A 16,596-nucleotide genomic window follows, 5' to 3' on the forward strand; every position below is an offset into this window, starting at 1 on the left:
TTTAAGTATTTAAGCCTATGCAGCCAGTTTATATTCAACGCATCGCTTCCATTCATCCGCCAAAGGATCATTCACCAGGAAATAATCGCCCTTATCTTCAGGCTTGCGAACCCGATTATAAGGATATTATCACCAATGCGACCTTGCGCAGACGCATGAGCCGTATCGTAAAAATGGGGGTGGCTTGCGGATTGGAATGTATGGGTGAACTATCTCCTGAAAAGATACAAGGAATCATCACAGCAACAGGATTGGGCTGCTTGACAGATACGGAAAAATTCCTGAACAACCTATTGGATAATGAAGAGCGGATGCTGAATCCTACTCCTTTTATCCAGTCGACATTCAATACAATCGGTGCACAAATAGCTCTGATTCATCAAATACATGCCTACAACATGACTTATGTCCACCGTGGACTTAGTTTTGAAAGTGCTTTATTGGACGCTATGATGAAAATAGAAGAAGGAAGCGAGAATATACTTGTGGGAGCCATCGATGAAATGACAGAAACCTGTTACACGATTCAGCAACGGCTGGGAATGCTGAAAGGGATAGCAGCCGGAGAAGGTGCTCAATTCTTTCTGTTAAGTCGGGAAGCCGGAGAGCATCCGTTGGCTGAAATACAGGGAATCGAAACTTTCATCAGGAAACAGACTACAGAAGAAATCAGCTCCCGAATCATCCGTTTTTTGCAACGAAATGGTTTAGAATGTCAGGATATTCAGTGGTTGGTTACCGGGAAAAACAAGAAGCCACACAATCAAGATGACTCTCACGAGCAAACTGTCGACAATGGCAACTCTATTTATGAAGAGCTTGAAACAAACCTTTTCCCGGAAAGTGTTCATCTTAGTTTTAAGAATGAATGTGGTGAATATCCTACCGCAACATCGTATGCGGTATGGAAAGCAGTGAACGAATCGGTCAACTGCACTACCTCGACCCATATATTGATTTACAATCATCACCACTCCATCAATCATTCATTGATTCTAATCCGGAAAAGCGTATGATAATCGTTTGCCTCCTTCTTTGCTTGCTCTTGCTCCTGTCTTTTCTCGTTTATGCCTCTTATAGCATTCAATCGGGAATTTACCTCCGGTCATTTTGCAAAAAGCATACTGCGGAAAAGATTGTCGCCCTGACTTTTGATGACGGCCCCGACTCCCTACAGACTCCCAAAGTTCTTCAGGTACTAAAAGAATATCAGGTAACCGCCTGTTTCTTCTGTATCGGTCATAAGGTAAAAGGGAATGAAGCAATCTTGCAAAAAATGGTGGCAGAAGGTCATCTGATTGGAAATCATTCGCATACCCATTCCGGTTTATTCCCGCTATACGGGCTCTCCAAGATGAAAAAAGACTTGCAAACTTGTCAGTGTGAACTAGAACGAGTAACTTCGCAGCCGGTTAGTTTGTTTCGTCCGCCGTTCGGTGTCACTAATCCAACGATTGCGAAAGCCGTTCGACAGTTAGGATATACCCCTATAGGATGGAGCATCCGTACACTGGATACACAACAAGCACCGGATAAAGTCCTTGCCAGGATTCGGAAACGTCTTGAACCGGGAGCCATTATTCTGTTGCACGACCGGATGCCGGACAGCGACCAGCTAGTGAAACAAATCTTGGATTTGCTGAAAGAACAAGGATATACCGTTGTCCGTCCGGACAAACTATTGGCATAAAATAAAAAAAGGTATGAGAACTTTATTAATATATTTATCGCTTTTCTTCTTGTCAATAGCCTCTACCCATGCCCAGGGCATGAAAAAGATGGCGCAAAAGACAGAGTTTGAAAGCCGCCTGGCAAAGGAGGCGCAAACCGTAGAGTCCATCGAAAGCGATTTCACCCAAGTGAAATATCTCGATGTATTCGATGAGAAGGTTACTTCCAAAGGGAAGTTCTACTACCAGAAGACCCATAAAATCTGCATGGAATATTTCCGCCCGATGGATTATCTCATCGTGATAAATGGCAGTAAGCTCAAAATCGTTTCGGATGGCAAGAAAAGCATCATGAATCTTAGTTCGAACAAAATGATGGCACAGATGCAGGATATGCTGACCGCGTGTATGATAGGCGACCTGTCTAAAATGTCGTCCAACTACCTGCTGGAGTATTTTGAAGACGCACGATACTATCTGGTTAAAATAAAACCGACCAACAAAGCGGTACAAGCCTATATTGCCGGTATAGAAATCTATCTGGACAAGAAAGATATGTCGGTACACAAACTCCGTCTGTCCGAAACAGCCACAAACTATACAGAATACGAATTCTATAATAAAAAGTTCAACTCCCTGAAGAATGAGACGAAGTTTGCGATTCGTTAGTCTGATGGTTCTGCTGTTCTTATGGATACAGATCCAGACTTCCTGCTCTCCACGGATGAGCGGGGAAGGAAGTACTGTGCTCCCCGCTATCGAACTAACACAAGGAGAAAGCTCGCAAAAATACAATATCCAACTGGATTTCATGAAACATCACATGAGCGGTATGCTAATAGTACGCCGTATGCCTGATAACGAAATCCGGATCGTAGCGTCTACCTACTTCGGACTAAGCCTTTTCGATTTTTCTCTTCGCAACGATCAGTTTACTGTCAACAGTTGCATTGAACCCATGAAAAAGGAAAAGGTGCTGAAACTTCTGGAGATGGATTTCAGACGTCTGTTCTTAAGTGGGAAAGATATTCGTGTGAAAACGACTAAAGACAGTGCTACTGAAAAAAGAACCAGTGGAAAAGGCTTTGGAAAGTCAGTGGTCTACATCATTGGCAATACTCCGGGCGATCCCGCACAAATAAAAATCAAACATCCGTGGATTCGGTTAACGATCCGTCTGGACAAACTATCTAAAGAGATTTAATATATGCTACTTGATAACTTCTATACCATCCTTTCCTCCGAATCATCGGACTCAACGATCTGGACTATCCAGGTAAAGTTGAATCCCGGGCATCCTGTTTATCAGGGACATTTCCCCGGACATCCGGTAGTTCCGGGAGTTTGCCTGTTACAACTTATCAAGGAATGTGTAGAAGACATTCGCCAGCAAAAATTGCAAGTAACACAAGTGTCTTCCTGCAAGTTTCTTTCGGCTATCAATCCTATAGAAACACCGCATATTTCGGTGGCACTGACTTTTAAAGAGACAGAAGAAGGTACACTTCAGTTGCAAGCGGAAGGGACTATAAAGAAGGAAGCTGTAAAAAAGAGTACTGTGAAAGAGAGCACTGTAGAGGAAAATACCGTAAAGAACGAATGTTTCATCAAACTAAAAGCTGCACTTACCCCGACAGTATGAAGGAACAAATAAGTACAGCCTATTGGCACGAGAAGTTGAAACAATTAGGGATCATCGTTATCATCCCAAGTTACAACAATGGAAAGACACTGGCGGACGTCATAGAAAGTGTACGTTTCTACGCCCCCGATATCCTTGTTGTCAACGACGGTTCTACAGATGAAACTGCCGAAATACTTAGCCGGGAATCTAACTTACATACCATCACCCACCCTGTCAATCAAGGAAAAGGAGTAGCTTTGAGACATGGACTATCCTTTGCCAAAAAGCAAGGATTCCGGTATGCTATCACCATTGATTCTGACGGACAGCATTTCGCTTCGGATATCCCTGCATTGATCGAAGCCATAGAAAAGGAACCGGACACATTATTGGTAGGTGCCCGTAACCTCGCCTCGGACAATATGCCGGGAAAGAATACATTTGCCAATAAGTTTTCCAACTTCTGGTTTACCCTCGAAACAGGTATCAAACTGCAAGATACTCAATCCGGCTACCGCCTGTACCCCATCCAACGAATGAATGTGGACAAGTGGTATTACACCGCCAAATACGAATTTGAGTTGGAAGCACTTGTCTTTGCTGCCTGGGGAGGCATTACCGTTAAAAACATTCCGGTACATGTTTATTATCCGCCACAGGAAGAGCGAGTTTCTCATTTCCGACCGTTCCGCGATTTCACCCGTATCAGTATCCTGAACACAGTACTGGTGCTCGTCACTTTCCTTTGGATCATCCCCCGGAACTTCTTCCGTAAACTGACCTGGAAGAACTGCAAGCAGTTTTTCTCGGATCATGTCACCCACTCCCCCGAATCTAATCTGCGGATCACGGCTGCCATCACACTCGGCGTATTCATGGGGATCGTTCCGGTATGGGGATATCAAATGCTAATCACGTTATTTCTGGCACATTTGTTCAGACTGAATAAAGTCATAGCTATTGTAGCAGCCAATATCAGTATCCCTCCGATGATTCCATTTTTGCTGTACGGCAGTTACGTAACCGGTTGCAAAGTGCTGGGAGATCCTGTCAATCTGCATTTAAACGAACTTTCTTTTGAAAATGTAAAATCAGTCATAGAGCAATATTTAATAGGAAGTGTTATCTTTGCAGTCGGTTGCAGCATACTGGCAGGAACCATCGCGTTCATTCTGCTCACGGCGTGTAGGAAAAAAAAGATATGACCCAGTTTTTTATCGGACTATATGATTATTTCGAGAGGCACAAGATTCTGTTCTATTTGTCACTCATCAGTTGTGTCCTGTTAATGGGATTCTTTGCCCTGCAAGTAAGGTTCGAAGAGAACATCACACAATTTTTCCCCGACACTAAAGATTCCCAGAACACAATCAAAGTATTCGACAATCTCAAGATTAAGGATAAGATTATCATTATGTTATCCTCGGCAGATACCTGCCACCGCGTAGAACCCGACTCCCTGATAGAAGCAGCCGGACAACTGCAACAAACCCTGACTGAAAAAGCCGGAGGAAAACTGATTAAAGGAATTCTCGCACAGGTAGACCAAAGCCTCATCCAAGGAGCCACAGACTTCGTTTATGAACATCTTCCGCTTTTCCTGACAGATACGGACTATCAACGCTTCGATTCCTTACTGACGGATAAAGGGATACAGGCTGTCATGCAAAAGAATTATACCAATCTCCTCTCTCCTGCCGGAATTGCATTAAGAAGCTATATTCTCCGGGACCCGCTCGGACTGGGAAGCGAAACCCTGAAACATTTGCAAGATTTCCAGTTGGAAGCCAACTACGAGATTTATGACGAACATATCTTCTCCAAAGACGGTTCCACCTTACTTATGTTCATTACCCCGGTATTCAGTACAGGCAGCACCGGAAAGAACGACGAACTGATAAAGATACTCGAAGAAGAGCTCAAGCACGTACAGGGAGAATCTCCTACCATTCGAGCTGAATACTTCGGCGGTCCCTCCGTGGGAGTCTACAACGCCCGTCAGATTAAGAAAGATACCATCCTGACCTCCTCTCTGGCACTGCTTATCATCATTGTATTCATCTCACTCGTTTTTAAACGAAAGAGATCGATACCGTTGATTATTACTCCAGTACTGTTCGGAGGATTATTTGCCCTGTTTCTCATTTTCTTTATCAAAGGAAGTATCTCCGCCATTGCAGTGGGAGCTGGTTCGGCAGTGATGGGTATTGCACTAAGCTATTCCATTCACATGCTGGCACACCAGAACCATGTTTCCACCGTTCAACAACTTATTAAAGAGATAGCCTATCCGCTTACGGTAGGTAGTTTCACCACTATCGGCGCATTTCTGGGATTGATATTCACCAGTTCCGATCTGTTACGCGACTTCGGATTGTTTGCCTCTCTGGCATTGGTGGGCACCACCCTCTTCTGTCTCATTTACCTGCCTCATTTTCTGAAAGGACAGGCAGACGTCAAACAGGGACGCATACTACGCATCATCGAGAAAATAAATGCTTATTCTTACGAAAAGAATAAATGGCTGGTAGGCGGCATCCTCCTCATTACAGTGATCTGTTTGTTTACTTCGCAAAAGGTAGGCTTCAACAACGATATGATGAGTCTCAACTATGAGCCCCGCCATCTCCAACAATCGGAAGAAAAATTACTGCAACTCTTCGACAACGACGAAAAGACCGTGCTTTTTGTCAGTGTGGGCAAAGACATGAATCAGGCTACCGAAATTTATGCAACGACCAATCAGAAGTTATCGGCACTGAAAGAGCAGGGACTCATCAAAGAGTATGCCTCCGCCTCACAGTTTCTGATCTCTCCGCAAGAGCAGCAAAAACGCCTGAAGAAATGGAAAGATTACTGGACGGATGAAAAACAGCAACAAGTCCGTGAACAGTTGGAAACAGTTGCCGCCGAATATCGTTTCCGCCCGGGAAGCTTCGAACCTTTTTATCAATGGATGAACCAGCCTTTCGGTGAATATCATTACACCGCGCAAGAAGACGATTTATCCGGCAAGCTATTGAATGAATGGCAAACCTCTGCCGATTCCATCACCATGCTTATCAGCCAGATACGGATCAGCGAACCGAATAAGGAAGCTGTGTACCAGAACTTTAATAAAGACCCGAATGTAGTCATCTTCGACCGTTCCTATTTTGCCAACAAATGGGTATCGGCCATCAATGACGACTTTTACCTGATTCTGTACATCTCTTCTTTCCTCATATTCTTTGCACTATGGTTCTCCTACGGACGTATCGAACTTACCCTGATGAGCTTTCTCCCAATGCTAATCAGCTGGGTAATCATCTTGGGATTGATGGGAATTCTGGGGATTGAGTTCAATATTATCAACATCATCCTGTCCACCTTTATCTTTGGCATTGGAGATGACTTCAGTATCTTCATTATGGACGGGCTACAAAACAAATACCGTACAGGTCAGAAGGTGTTGAATTCCCATAAAACAGCCATCTTCTTCTCCGCCTTCACCACAGTGGTCGGTATGGGAGCACTTGTGTTTGCCAAACACCCGGCTTTGCAATCCATTTCCCTGATTTCCATTCTGGGTATGATAGCAGTGGTACTGGTGGCTTATACCATTCAGCCACTCATTTTCCGGTTCTTCATCGCAGGCCCCGCTTCCAAAGGATTACCGCCTTATACGCTTATCGGATTGATACGTACCGTGTTGCTCTTCCTGCTTTTCTTTATCGGCTGCATCGTCCTCCGTATATTGATTATCCTGCTTTATCCGGTGCCTGTGCGCAAAAGCAGCAAGCAGCGTTTGGTGTGCCGCCTGATACAAATCACCTGCAAAGGAATTTTGCTACTGGCCACCGCCGTCAAAAAAGAACATATCAACAAAGCCAACGAACGCTTCCGGCATCCGGCAATTATCATTGCCAACCACCAGTCGTTCATCGACATTCTGGTATTGCTGTCTCTTTCATCTAAAATCCTGATGGTAACCAACCATTGGGTATGGCACTCTCCTTTCTTCGGAGCCATCATTCGTTATGTCGACTTCTATTATATAGGCGAAGGATACGAGCAATATATGGAACGGATGCGGAAAAAAGTGAAGGAGGGCTACTCCATCGCCATTTTCCCGGAAGGCACACGTACCTATAACGGAAAGATGAAACGTTTCCACAAAGGAGCATTCTATCTGGCAGAAGCATTGAAACTGGATATTCTGCCGATCCTGCTTTACGGTAATAACAAAATCATTGCCAAAGCACAGCCTTTCAATATCCGGAAAGGAATCATCTATACAGAAATACTTCCCCGTATACCACTAGACGATCTGTCTTTCGGAAGTACTTATCAGGAGCGTACCAAACGCATATCCGCTTACATGAAAGAGGTTTATGCCCGTATCTGCCGTGAACAGAACACGACGGACAATCCGGCGTTCTACGAAGCTCTTATCCAGAACTATATCTATAAAGGTCCCGTCGTAGAATGGTATATCCGTATTAAAGTAAAGATGGAAAAGAATTACCGGCTATTCAACCGGTTGATTCCCGTCCAAGGGCAAATCACAGACATCGGTTGCGGCTTCGGCCCGTTATGCTATATGCTGTCTCTGCTTTCCGAGGACCGGGAAATCCTGGGTATTGATTACGATGAAGACAAGATAGCGCTGGCGCAGCACGGATGGTTACGCAACGAGCATCTCCAGTTCAAGCATGGCAATGCATTGGAATATCCCCTGCCGGAAAGTGATGTCTTTATCCTGAACGACATGCTTCACTATATGAGCTACGAACATCAACAAACCCTATTGTTGAAATGTGCCGGTCGCTTGCGTTCACAAGGAATGATTATCATACGCGACGGAAATTCAGCCAACGCTTCCAAGCACCGGTTAACCCGGTTCACGGAATTACTATCCACCCGTATCTTCAACTTCAACCGGACAACCGGAGAGCTGTATTTCACCACTGAAACCCAATTACGGGAAATAGCAGTCGCCTGTGGAATGGCTGTCGAAATCATTCCTAATGACAAATATACATCAAACACCATTTACATATTTAGAAAACCGAACTAGTATGAGCAAATATGACATCATCATTATCGGCAGCGGCCTTGGCGGACTGGAATGCGGAGCGATTCTTAGCAAAGAGGGATTCAACGTATGCGTAGTAGAAAAAAATGCGCAATTCGGCGGATGCTTCCAGACTTACCAACGAAAAGGGCATCTGTTGGATACGGGTATTCATTATGTAGGAAGCCTGGATGAGGGTCAAGTGATGAACCAGTATTTCCGCTATTTCGGTATCATGGACAAGCTGAAAATAAAACGCTTGGACGATGCTGCTTTTGATACGATCTACTATAAAGGAAAAACATACGATTATGCAATGGGATACCCGCAGTTTATTGAAACCATCTGCCGTTCCTTCCCGCATGAGAAAGAAAACTTGAAATGCTATGCCGAACAGCTTCAGGCTGTCGGAAACCTGATTAGCGTAGACCACCTGAAACAAGGCACACTCGCTTTGGAGGGTATGAAATACTTTTGTACCTCTGCCGCCCATCTGATTGCGGATATCACTCCGGACCCCGCCTTACGAAATGTACTGGCAGGTTCAGCTTTACTCTACGGAGGTTTGAAAGATGTCTCCACTTTCTACCAGCATGCCATGATTAATCACTCCTATATTGAAGGCGCCTACCGTTTTGTAGACGGAAGTATGCAAGTCAGTCTGGAGCTAATCAATGTAATCCGGGCAAACGGAGGGACCGTGCTCAATAACAGTGAAGCCACCCGCATCATCGTTGAAAACGAAAAGGTACAAGGGGTTATCATCAATGGAGAAGAGCGACTGGAAAGCGACTTCGTCATCTCCAATATGCATCCCCAACGGACATTGGAGATACTGGATAAAAACCGTAGCATCAAGAATGCCTATATTTCCCGCATCCGTTCGTTGGAAAATACCTACGGCATTTTTACGCTCTACCTGGTAATGAAGAAAAAAAGCACTCCTTATCAGAACCGCAACCTGTATCTGCATGCGAACAATAAAGTGTGGTATGACAAACTGCTCTATCCGGGACGGACCACCAACTGTATGATTTCCATGCAAGCGTCTTCCGAGGACAGTCAATATGCCAGTGTCATTTCCATCCTGACACCTATGTATATAGATGAACTGTCTGCCTGGAAGGACACGACTCCCGAACATCGGGGAGAAGACTACCAATCCTTCAAAAAGGAGAAAGCAGAACAGATTCTCCGCTTCATCCGAGGACATGGCATTGACCTTTCAGAAAACATAGAAGAGATGTATGACACTACTCCATTAAGCTATCGGGACTATACAGGAACAGTGGATGGTTCCGCGTATGGGATCATCAAAGATTATAAATGTCCGCAAATTGGTTTCGTATCTACAAGAAGCCGCTTGGGAAATCTCTTTTTCACCGGGCAAAACCTGAATGTGCATGGTGCATTAGGGGTAACACTAACTGCCATGCTGACTTGTGCGGAGTTTGTAGGACAAGAATATCTGGCTAAAAAAGTAGGAAATGCATAGAATAGTCAAAAAGACACTCCAATACACGGGCTTCCTTTTCCTGTCGCTCATCGTTCTATTGATAGCCGGAATCAGCTATCTCTACTTTTCTGCGGATATGCAAACGCCCAAACATGAGCAAAGCATGACCACAGACAAAGTGATTGATATAGACAGTCTCCACCTCCGGTATTATGGAGATAACTTTCTCCGGCACAGCGACAGCGGCTTATGGGAATTATTTGTGAAAGGGGATGCTTTCCAGAGAGGAGAAGCTATCGGGCAACTGTCTTCCGACCTGCTCCACTATCAAGAGAAAGTGTTCGTGGATCAGATTCGTGAGATTGTTCCTTCAGACAGTTATCTGAAATTCCTCCGGTTCTTCATTGTATTATTCAACCGTAATCTGGGTGAGAACGTCCTCGAAGAATACCGCGACGAGATCTACGGAATCTCGCTATCATGTACGCATGAATACGACTTCATCGGCACTCCTTACGAACGCCAGTTGAATTACCATTCGGCACACGACCTGGGACATGCCATGCAAGATTATATGTTAGTGGGATGCAGTTCGTTCGCCACTTGGGGAACACAAAGTGCAGATTCATCCCTGCTGATCGGACGTAACTTCGATTTCTACGTAGGAGATGCCTTCGCAGAGAACAAGCAGGTGGCTTTTTATGTACCGGAGCAAGGATACAGGTTTGCTTCCGTGGGATGGCCGGGTATGATAGGAGTGTTATCCGGCATGAACGAGACAGGTCTTACCGTGACAATTAATGCTGCCAAATCTGCTGTCCCGACAGGTTCCGCTACCCCCATTTCCATCCTGACCAGAGAGATTCTGCAATATGCAGCCACTATTGATGAAGCCTTTGCCATCGCCCAAAAACGGGAAACATTCGTCTCCGAATCCATATTGATAGGTTCTGCCAAAGACGGCAAGACCGCGATTATCGAGAAATCTCCGGAGAAAACTGTGCTTTTCACCGGAAAAGAAGCCAATCGGCTCATCTGCACCAACCATTACCAATCGGAAGAATTCAGCAAGGACGAACGAAACATGGAAAATATCCGCACTTCCGACAGCCCATACCGTTTTGCACGATTAACGGAACTCATTAATGAGAATCTTCCGATCAATGTCTCCAAAGCCGCCTCTATCCTGCGTGACCACAAAGGCCTGCAAAACACAGACCTGGGACTGGCCAACGAAATGGCCATCAATCAGTTTATTGCCCATCATTCCGTCATCTTCCAACCGGAGAAACGGCTGATGTGGGTATCGACCTCTCCTTGGCAATGTGGGAAATACGTAGCCTATGACCTGAATAAGATATTCAAGGACACGATTGATTGGCAACACGAAATATACAGTTCCGACCTGACCATTCCGGAAGATAAATTCATCGACACACCGGAGTTCCAGCATCTTCTCACGTATAAGAAACTGACTCCGCTTTTATTGAAGAAAATCAGAAAAAAGGAAAAGATAGAAGAATCTGTTTTAAAAACATACCAAGCCTCCAATCCTTCCCTATACTATGTATATGAAGTAATAGGAGATTACTACGAGGGCATGCAGCAACCTCAACAAGCTATTGCATACTGGCAACAGGCATTGAAGAGACCTATTCCCAAGTTGCAAGAGAAAGAACGTATCCAACAGAAAATTCAAAAACAATCCAAAGATGGAAAAGAATCCTGAAATTCAGTTCCGCTCACCGGAAGATATCAAAAGCTATCAGGAAGAACAGTTAGCCAAAGCGTTAGCCTACCTGCAAGCACATTCCAAGTTCTATCAACAGATGTTTGCCGAACATCACATTGATATCAATCAAATAAAGACGATTGAAGACTTGCAACAGATCCCCGTCACTACCAAGACGGACCTGCAACTCCATAACGATGATTTCATCTGCGTAGACAAAGAGAAAATTATCGACTATGTGACGACTTCGGGCACATTGGGAGATCCGGTCACTTTCGTTCTCACCTCTGAAGACCTGGACCGTCTTTCTTACAACGAATACTTATCTTTCACCACCACCGGATGCACCAAGCAAGATATTCTTCAATTGATGACTACCATCGACCGCCGTTTCATGGCAGGCTTGGCATATTATATGGGAGCCCGCGAACTGGGTATGGGAGTGATCCGTGTAGGCAACGGCATCCCGGAACTGCAATGGGACACAATTCGACGGATACATCCGACTTGTGGAATGGTAGTCCCCTCTTTCCTTATCAAACTGATAGAGTTTGCCGAAAAGAATCATATCAGCCATAATACCTGTTCCATGCAGAAGTGCATCTGTATCGGAGAAGCATTGCGCAATCAGGAATTCCAGTTGAATACGCTCGGACAGAAAATACACGATAAATGGCCTGCCTTGCAGTTGTATTCCACTTATGCCTCCACCGAAATGCAGTCGTCCTTTACCGAGTGTAATGAATTCCACGGAGGGCATTTGCAACCGGAACTTATCATTGTAGAGTTTCTGGATGATAACAATCGTCCTGTGGAAGAGGGAGAAGCAGGGGAAGTGACGATCACGACGCTCGGAGTCAAAGGTATGCCGTTGCTCCGTTTCAAAACAGGTGATATTTGTTACCACCACACCGATCCCTGTGGTTGCGGGAGAAATACCATCCGCCTAAGCTCCATCCTCGGCCGGAAAGGACAAATGATTAAATACAAAGGAACGACGTTGTATCCGCCTGCATTATTCGACATTCTGGATAATATACCTTCGGTAAAAAACTATATCATTGAAGTTTATACCAATGAATTGGGAACGGATGAGATTCTGATTCGTATCGGAAGCGAGAACCGTAGCGAAGCCTTTGCCAAAGAGATTAAAGATCTGTTCCGTTCGAAAGTCAGAGTGGCGCCAAGCATCAATTTTGAATCGGCAGAGTACATAGCCAAGATACAAATGCCTCCAATGAGTCGAAAAACGATAAAATTCATTGATTTACGATAATTATTTTCTACTTTTGGAAGTTAGTAACCAACTATATCACTTTAACATTAACGTATATGAAAAAACTTATTCTATTCTTATTCTTGAGCACGAGCCTGTTCTGTTTCGGACAAGGCAAGAGTGCATTGAAAGACATTCAGTCTATTAAGTTCTATGGGGTAGACTACTCCCAAGTAAAAATTTTCGGTGCAGATGAATCACCGGCACAATTCAAAGATGCTTTCAGACGTATCAATGAACTGTTCATCACAGAAGCTAAGAAGTATAACGTAGGAAAACAATTGAAAAAAGAAGTGACAGAGATTTCACTGGATGCCGTTAATCAGGTGAACGAAAACATCGACCTGACCGAGCTAATGACTGCTAAAAGAGAATATACTCTTAGTAAAGAGCAAATCAAAGCAGCCATCAACGCATTGCCTATCCAGAAAACACCCGGAGTAGGTATGGTGTTTATCGCACAGTTCCTGGACAAATCAAACAATAGAGGTACGTATGAAGTCGTATTCTTCAATACCGAAACAAAGGAAATCATTGAAGAATGGATTACCGACGGCAAGGCACGTGGTTTCGGATTGCGCAACTATTGGGCAGGCTCTATCTATAGCGCACTCAAGAAACTATAAACAATAAAAATACAAGTATGAGAAAACTACTATTAGTACTGACCTTATTATTAAGTATCAGTACGTATGTCGCAGCACAGAATTACACAGAAGTAGTGTATTTAAAGAATGGCAGCATTATTAAAGGAGTAATCATTGAACAAGTGCCCAATGTCTCTTTAAAAATCAAAACAGGTGATGGCAGCCTCATCATCTGTCAGATGAGTGATGTGACTAAAATCACAAAAGAAGAGCGGTACACAAGAGGTTATCGTAAGGATACCAACGACCGCAAAGCCGCAAGAAATACATTAAAAGGCTATAAGGGTTTCGTAGACTTTGCATATATTGGCGATGTGAGCGACTACAATGCCTCTAAAATTGAATTATCAACCACACATGGTTATCAATTCAACAATTATTTCTTTGTAGGTGGTGGCGTTGCTTTCAACTACTATACCGATGCAGATCTTTATGCAGCCCCCATCTATGCTAACTTCAGAGCTAACTTCATCAACAAAAAAGTGACTCCGTTCGCCGACGTAAAAGCCGGATATGCTGTAGGAGACATAGAAGGAGCGTATGCTTCAATAGGAGTAGGAGTACGTTTTTCTTTAAAAGGGAAAAAGGCCTTGAATTTAGCTTTGATGTATAACTTCCAAGATTATGACGCCACAACAGATTATAGTTACAGCTATGGAGGGCATTATTATCATAACAGTTGGAATGATACATGGGAGTTACATGGAGTAGGAGCTAGATTCGGATTTGAATTCTAAGCCTGTTTGCAATACAGATAAATTTCTTACCCTACTATTGCTTTTCACTAATTAATTTTGTATCTTTAGTAATTTTCATCCTTTTGAGGATAGCTAGTCACCTTATAGAATGATAAATGTCACCCTATAAGGTGACATTCGTCTTTTTATAAAGTGCCCATTGTCCCGTTACAACAGGACGACCACCCGACTGCATAAAAAGTCACTAGTTTCTGCACTGAAAAGTCTTAATCTATGCACTGAAAGACCTTAAATACAATGAAGAATAATGGAAACGTTATTGATGCGTTATATAAAGAATATTAGGAACTTTCCGTTCTCCGGCATGGTCAAACCGCCCATTGTCACAAGGATAATTAACGACTCCATTATCCGATGCACCGGACAACCAAAGAGTAGTAGATCCACCTCCATCCAAATTTAATGCATCCTCACCTCCTAAAACCCGGATCAGATGTGCCAATTCCGGAATATTCACTCCTCCTGCTTGTTCAGGAAAACGCCCGTCTACCGTTATCAACAGGACTTTTCCATCCTTAGTAGTAGCAACAGCACTACGAGGGTGCTTCGTCCGGATAAAATTCGGTTCACACGAGTTCCAATCACAAACCTGTCCGTCTTTCAACATTAACGGACCGGAAGCTAGTATCGTACCTGCTTTGCCTTTATAATTCTTTTCTATCTGTTTGTTCCAAGGAATTAATTTCATTCCCCTTTTGCGCACACTAATGGCTCCTGTGACACGCTGTTTAAACTCACTCTGCAGCGTTGTATCAATAACTTGGTGATCCGTCTTCAGGAAACAGACCGAGTTTCCCCGTTTCATGTCAAAATAGGAGCCATTAATGGCTGCAATGGCGTTATATTCAGAAGCAATCTTACTTGTTTCTTTCATTTTATCCGAAACGGCAACATCAACTTTCAAGCCCGCACCGGGATCAACTTCTATCAGACTAACAGACTGGGGTCCCTGATACAATCGGGGGATAGAAGCATACTTATAAATGAGTCCTTTTTGAGGACTTTCCACCTTCCATTGGGCAGATACGATTGCCAAAGAATCGGATGCGGTTTGCCCTTTCAATGTTCCGATAGAACATAAAATCAAGATAGCAATTAACAAGTTTCTTTTTATCATAGATAGAGAAATGAATCATTTAGGCCGCTAAAGCTAGTTAATAATCGCCATTCATCCAAAAATCCCTGTAACTTTCCGCTCGCTCCATTTTCTCTACCTCCCTTTTTTACTATCCAGATAATCCATATCTTCTGACTGCATCTAATTCAGAGTGAGCAACAGAGCTTTAAGTCAACTTTTAATAGCTTCTTATTTTTGATATTGCAGAGTTTTTCCTATCTTTGTTTTCGGAAGGTAATACAAATGAAGAAAGGAGAACCATGATGTCTCGCATAGAGAAAAACAAATTGAATTTTACTGTAGCTTTAATCGCAGAGTTCGCAGCGACTTATCAAATCAAGCAAAAACAGGCATTCAACTATTTGAATCGTTTTAAAGGCCTTGTTTTTTTACAAAAACACTATGAAGTAATGCACACACAATCTTTCGAAGATTCTATTGAAGCTTTATCAATGGTATGCCGTAGAAATGGAGGACAACTGTAATGAAGCTATACCATGGTTCAAATATGGAAATAGACAAGCCGGACCTATCTCGTTCAAAGCCCTTCAAAGACTTTGGCCAAGGATTTTATCTTTCTCCCGGTTATGAACAGGCACATGCCTTAGCCAAACAAAAAACCGATCAATTACAATCCGGAGAGCCATGTGTGACCATCTTCGAACTGAAAGATCAAATAATAAAGACTTCAGATCTGCAAATAAAAATATTCGATGATTACTGTGAAGAATGGGCACAGTTCGTTTTACTCAACCGCGACCGTAGCCATACACATCCTGCACACACTTACGATATAGTCATTGGTCCTATTGCCGACGACGGAGTAACCTATCAGTTACGTCGTTACAGCATGGGAGACATTTCAATGAGCAGATTGATTGAAGAACTAAAATATGCCAAAGGGTTGACCATACAATATTACTTCGGCACTGAACATGCCCTTTCATACCTAAAGAAACTATGAAGCTGACGAATACACAAATAGAATGTATGATTGAAGATTTAAGTAGTGAAATCATACGGATACTCATGGAGGAATGGCAGTATAATATGACGCAAGCAATGGAAGTCTACTACAATTCCGACACCTTTGAGCGTTTGAGTGATCCGACTACGGGACTTTATTACCAAAGTGCCGGTTACGTGTACGACTTTCTAAAAAAAGAACTGACCACAGGACAAGTTAGTTAGAATAGAGTTTCACACTTGCTTGTCAGCATCCCATATCTTTCACAAGTAAAAAAGCTACCTTTATCAAAC

General features: G+C 43.4%; 16 protein-coding genes. 15 read left to right on the plus strand and 1 reads right to left on the minus strand.

The window, feature by feature from the left end; genetic code table 11:
* Positions 1-17: 17 nt before the first annotated feature.
* The 12 genes from DWZ47_RS08850 to DWZ47_RS08905 are packed head-to-tail and all read left to right on the plus strand — an operon-like array spanning position 18 to position 14,198.
* A complete protein-coding gene (locus DWZ47_RS08850) occupies positions 18-1,016 on the plus strand; it encodes a beta-ketoacyl synthase chain length factor (protein WP_008776727.1) in 999 nt (332 codons plus the stop codon).
* Positions 1,013-1,690 carry a polysaccharide deacetylase family protein gene (locus tag DWZ47_RS08855; protein WP_004324729.1) on the plus strand — a complete coding sequence of 226 codons (678 nt, stop codon included), beginning with the start codon at positions 1,013-1,015 and terminating at the stop codon, positions 1,688-1,690. Before DWZ47_RS08850 ends, DWZ47_RS08855 begins: the two co-directional genes overlap by 4 nt.
* A gap of 13 nt (positions 1,691-1,703) precedes the next feature.
* Entirely contained in the window at positions 1,704-2,339 is a 636-nt protein-coding gene (locus tag DWZ47_RS08860) for a LolA family protein (protein ID WP_004305460.1), read from the plus strand.
* Complete coding sequence (locus DWZ47_RS08865) at positions 2,314-2,874, plus strand: hypothetical protein (RefSeq protein WP_004305461.1); 561 nt, start codon at positions 2,314-2,316, stop codon at positions 2,872-2,874. Before DWZ47_RS08860 ends, DWZ47_RS08865 begins: the two co-directional genes overlap by 26 nt.
* A gap of 3 nt (positions 2,875-2,877) precedes the next feature.
* Positions 2,878-3,312, plus strand: coding sequence for a 3-hydroxylacyl-ACP dehydratase (locus tag DWZ47_RS08870; RefSeq protein ID WP_004311046.1), 435 nt, complete (start codon positions 2,878-2,880; stop codon positions 3,310-3,312).
* The gene (locus tag DWZ47_RS08875; protein ID WP_008776725.1) at positions 3,309-4,499 is read left to right on the plus strand and encodes a DUF2062 domain-containing protein; all 1,191 of its coding nucleotides are present in this window, start codon (positions 3,309-3,311) and stop codon (positions 4,497-4,499) included. Before DWZ47_RS08870 ends, DWZ47_RS08875 begins: the two co-directional genes overlap by 4 nt.
* The gene (locus DWZ47_RS08880) at positions 4,496-8,353 is read left to right on the plus strand and encodes a trifunctional MMPL family transporter/lysophospholipid acyltransferase/class I SAM-dependent methyltransferase (RefSeq protein ID WP_004311048.1); all 3,858 of its coding nucleotides are present in this window, start codon (positions 4,496-4,498) and stop codon (positions 8,351-8,353) included. Before DWZ47_RS08875 ends, DWZ47_RS08880 begins: the two co-directional genes overlap by 4 nt.
* Position 8,354: 1 nt before the next feature.
* Positions 8,355-9,845, plus strand: coding sequence for a phytoene desaturase family protein (locus tag DWZ47_RS08885; RefSeq protein ID WP_032852873.1), 1,491 nt, complete (start codon positions 8,355-8,357; stop codon positions 9,843-9,845).
* Positions 9,838-11,535, plus strand: coding sequence for a C45 family autoproteolytic acyltransferase/hydolase (locus DWZ47_RS08890; protein ID WP_008650502.1), 1,698 nt, complete (start codon positions 9,838-9,840; stop codon positions 11,533-11,535). The genes DWZ47_RS08885 and DWZ47_RS08890 overlap by 8 nt, the downstream gene beginning before the upstream one ends.
* Entirely contained in the window at positions 11,519-12,814 is a 1,296-nt protein-coding gene (locus tag DWZ47_RS08895; RefSeq protein ID WP_008650500.1) for a phenylacetate--CoA ligase family protein, read from the plus strand. The genes DWZ47_RS08890 and DWZ47_RS08895 overlap by 17 nt, the downstream gene beginning before the upstream one ends.
* Positions 12,815-12,870: 56 nt before the next feature.
* On the plus strand, positions 12,871-13,440 hold the full coding sequence (locus DWZ47_RS08900; protein ID WP_004311052.1) for a hypothetical protein: 570 nt from the start codon (positions 12,871-12,873) through the stop codon (positions 13,438-13,440).
* A 17-nt stretch (positions 13,441-13,457) separates the two neighbouring features.
* Positions 13,458-14,198 carry a hypothetical protein gene (locus DWZ47_RS08905; RefSeq protein ID WP_008650498.1) on the plus strand — a complete coding sequence of 247 codons (741 nt, stop codon included), beginning with the start codon at positions 13,458-13,460 and terminating at the stop codon, positions 14,196-14,198.
* 277 nt (positions 14,199-14,475) lie between these two features.
* Here DWZ47_RS08905 and DWZ47_RS08910 read toward each other — a convergent pair whose 3' ends face one another.
* Entirely contained in the window at positions 14,476-15,336 is an 861-nt protein-coding gene (locus DWZ47_RS08910; protein ID WP_117512865.1) for a phosphodiester glycosidase family protein, read from the minus strand.
* Between the two features lie 263 nt (positions 15,337-15,599).
* Here DWZ47_RS08910 and DWZ47_RS08915 point away from each other — a divergent pair, with 263 nt between their 5' ends.
* The 3 genes from DWZ47_RS08915 to DWZ47_RS08925 are packed head-to-tail and all read left to right on the plus strand — an operon-like array spanning position 15,600 to position 16,527.
* A complete protein-coding gene (locus DWZ47_RS08915; protein WP_004305471.1) occupies positions 15,600-15,821 on the plus strand; it encodes a DUF3791 domain-containing protein in 222 nt (73 codons plus the stop codon).
* On the plus strand, positions 15,821-16,300 hold the full coding sequence (locus tag DWZ47_RS08920) for a DUF3990 domain-containing protein (protein WP_117512867.1): 480 nt from the start codon (positions 15,821-15,823) through the stop codon (positions 16,298-16,300). Before DWZ47_RS08915 ends, DWZ47_RS08920 begins: the two co-directional genes overlap by 1 nt.
* Positions 16,297-16,527, plus strand: coding sequence for a hypothetical protein (locus tag DWZ47_RS08925; protein ID WP_008650493.1), 231 nt, complete (start codon positions 16,297-16,299; stop codon positions 16,525-16,527). Before DWZ47_RS08920 ends, DWZ47_RS08925 begins: the two co-directional genes overlap by 4 nt.
* Positions 16,528-16,596 lie beyond the last annotated feature (69 nt).

The organism is Bacteroides sp. AF32-8BH (assembly GCF_003435205.1).
Taxonomy (GTDB): Bacteria; Bacteroidota; Bacteroidia; order Bacteroidales; family Bacteroidaceae; genus Bacteroides; species Bacteroides ovatus.

What these genes read in the sequence shown, in the direction of transcription:
- DWZ47_RS08850 (WP_008776727.1), top strand. Translation starts at nt 18, where the DNA reads ATGCAGCCAGTTTATATTCAACGCATCGCTTCCATTCATCCGCCAAAG.
- DWZ47_RS08855 (WP_004324729.1), top strand. Translation starts at nt 1,013, where the DNA reads ATGATAATCGTTTGCCTCCTTCTTTGCTTGCTCTTGCTCCTGTCTTTT.
- DWZ47_RS08860 (WP_004305460.1), top strand. Translation starts at nt 1,704, where the DNA reads ATGAGAACTTTATTAATATATTTATCGCTTTTCTTCTTGTCAATAGCC.
- DWZ47_RS08865 (WP_004305461.1), top strand. Translation starts at nt 2,314, where the DNA reads ATGAGACGAAGTTTGCGATTCGTTAGTCTGATGGTTCTGCTGTTCTTA.
- DWZ47_RS08870 (WP_004311046.1), top strand. Translation starts at nt 2,878, where the DNA reads ATGCTACTTGATAACTTCTATACCATCCTTTCCTCCGAATCATCGGAC.
- DWZ47_RS08875 (WP_008776725.1), top strand. Translation starts at nt 3,309, where the DNA reads ATGAAGGAACAAATAAGTACAGCCTATTGGCACGAGAAGTTGAAACAA.
- DWZ47_RS08880 (WP_004311048.1), top strand. Translation starts at nt 4,496, where the DNA reads ATGACCCAGTTTTTTATCGGACTATATGATTATTTCGAGAGGCACAAG.
- DWZ47_RS08885 (WP_032852873.1), top strand. Translation starts at nt 8,355, where the DNA reads ATGAGCAAATATGACATCATCATTATCGGCAGCGGCCTTGGCGGACTG.
- DWZ47_RS08890 (WP_008650502.1), top strand. Translation starts at nt 9,838, where the DNA reads ATGCATAGAATAGTCAAAAAGACACTCCAATACACGGGCTTCCTTTTC.
- DWZ47_RS08895 (WP_008650500.1), top strand. Translation starts at nt 11,519, where the DNA reads ATGGAAAAGAATCCTGAAATTCAGTTCCGCTCACCGGAAGATATCAAA.
- DWZ47_RS08900 (WP_004311052.1), top strand. Translation starts at nt 12,871, where the DNA reads ATGAAAAAACTTATTCTATTCTTATTCTTGAGCACGAGCCTGTTCTGT.
- DWZ47_RS08905 (WP_008650498.1), top strand. Translation starts at nt 13,458, where the DNA reads ATGAGAAAACTACTATTAGTACTGACCTTATTATTAAGTATCAGTACG.
- DWZ47_RS08910 (WP_117512865.1), bottom strand. Translation starts at nt 15,336, where the DNA reads ATGATAAAAAGAAACTTGTTAATTGCTATCTTGATTTTATGTTCTATC.
- DWZ47_RS08915 (WP_004305471.1), top strand. Translation starts at nt 15,600, where the DNA reads ATGTCTCGCATAGAGAAAAACAAATTGAATTTTACTGTAGCTTTAATC.
- DWZ47_RS08920 (WP_117512867.1), top strand. Translation starts at nt 15,821, where the DNA reads ATGAAGCTATACCATGGTTCAAATATGGAAATAGACAAGCCGGACCTA.
- DWZ47_RS08925 (WP_008650493.1), top strand. Translation starts at nt 16,297, where the DNA reads ATGAAGCTGACGAATACACAAATAGAATGTATGATTGAAGATTTAAGT.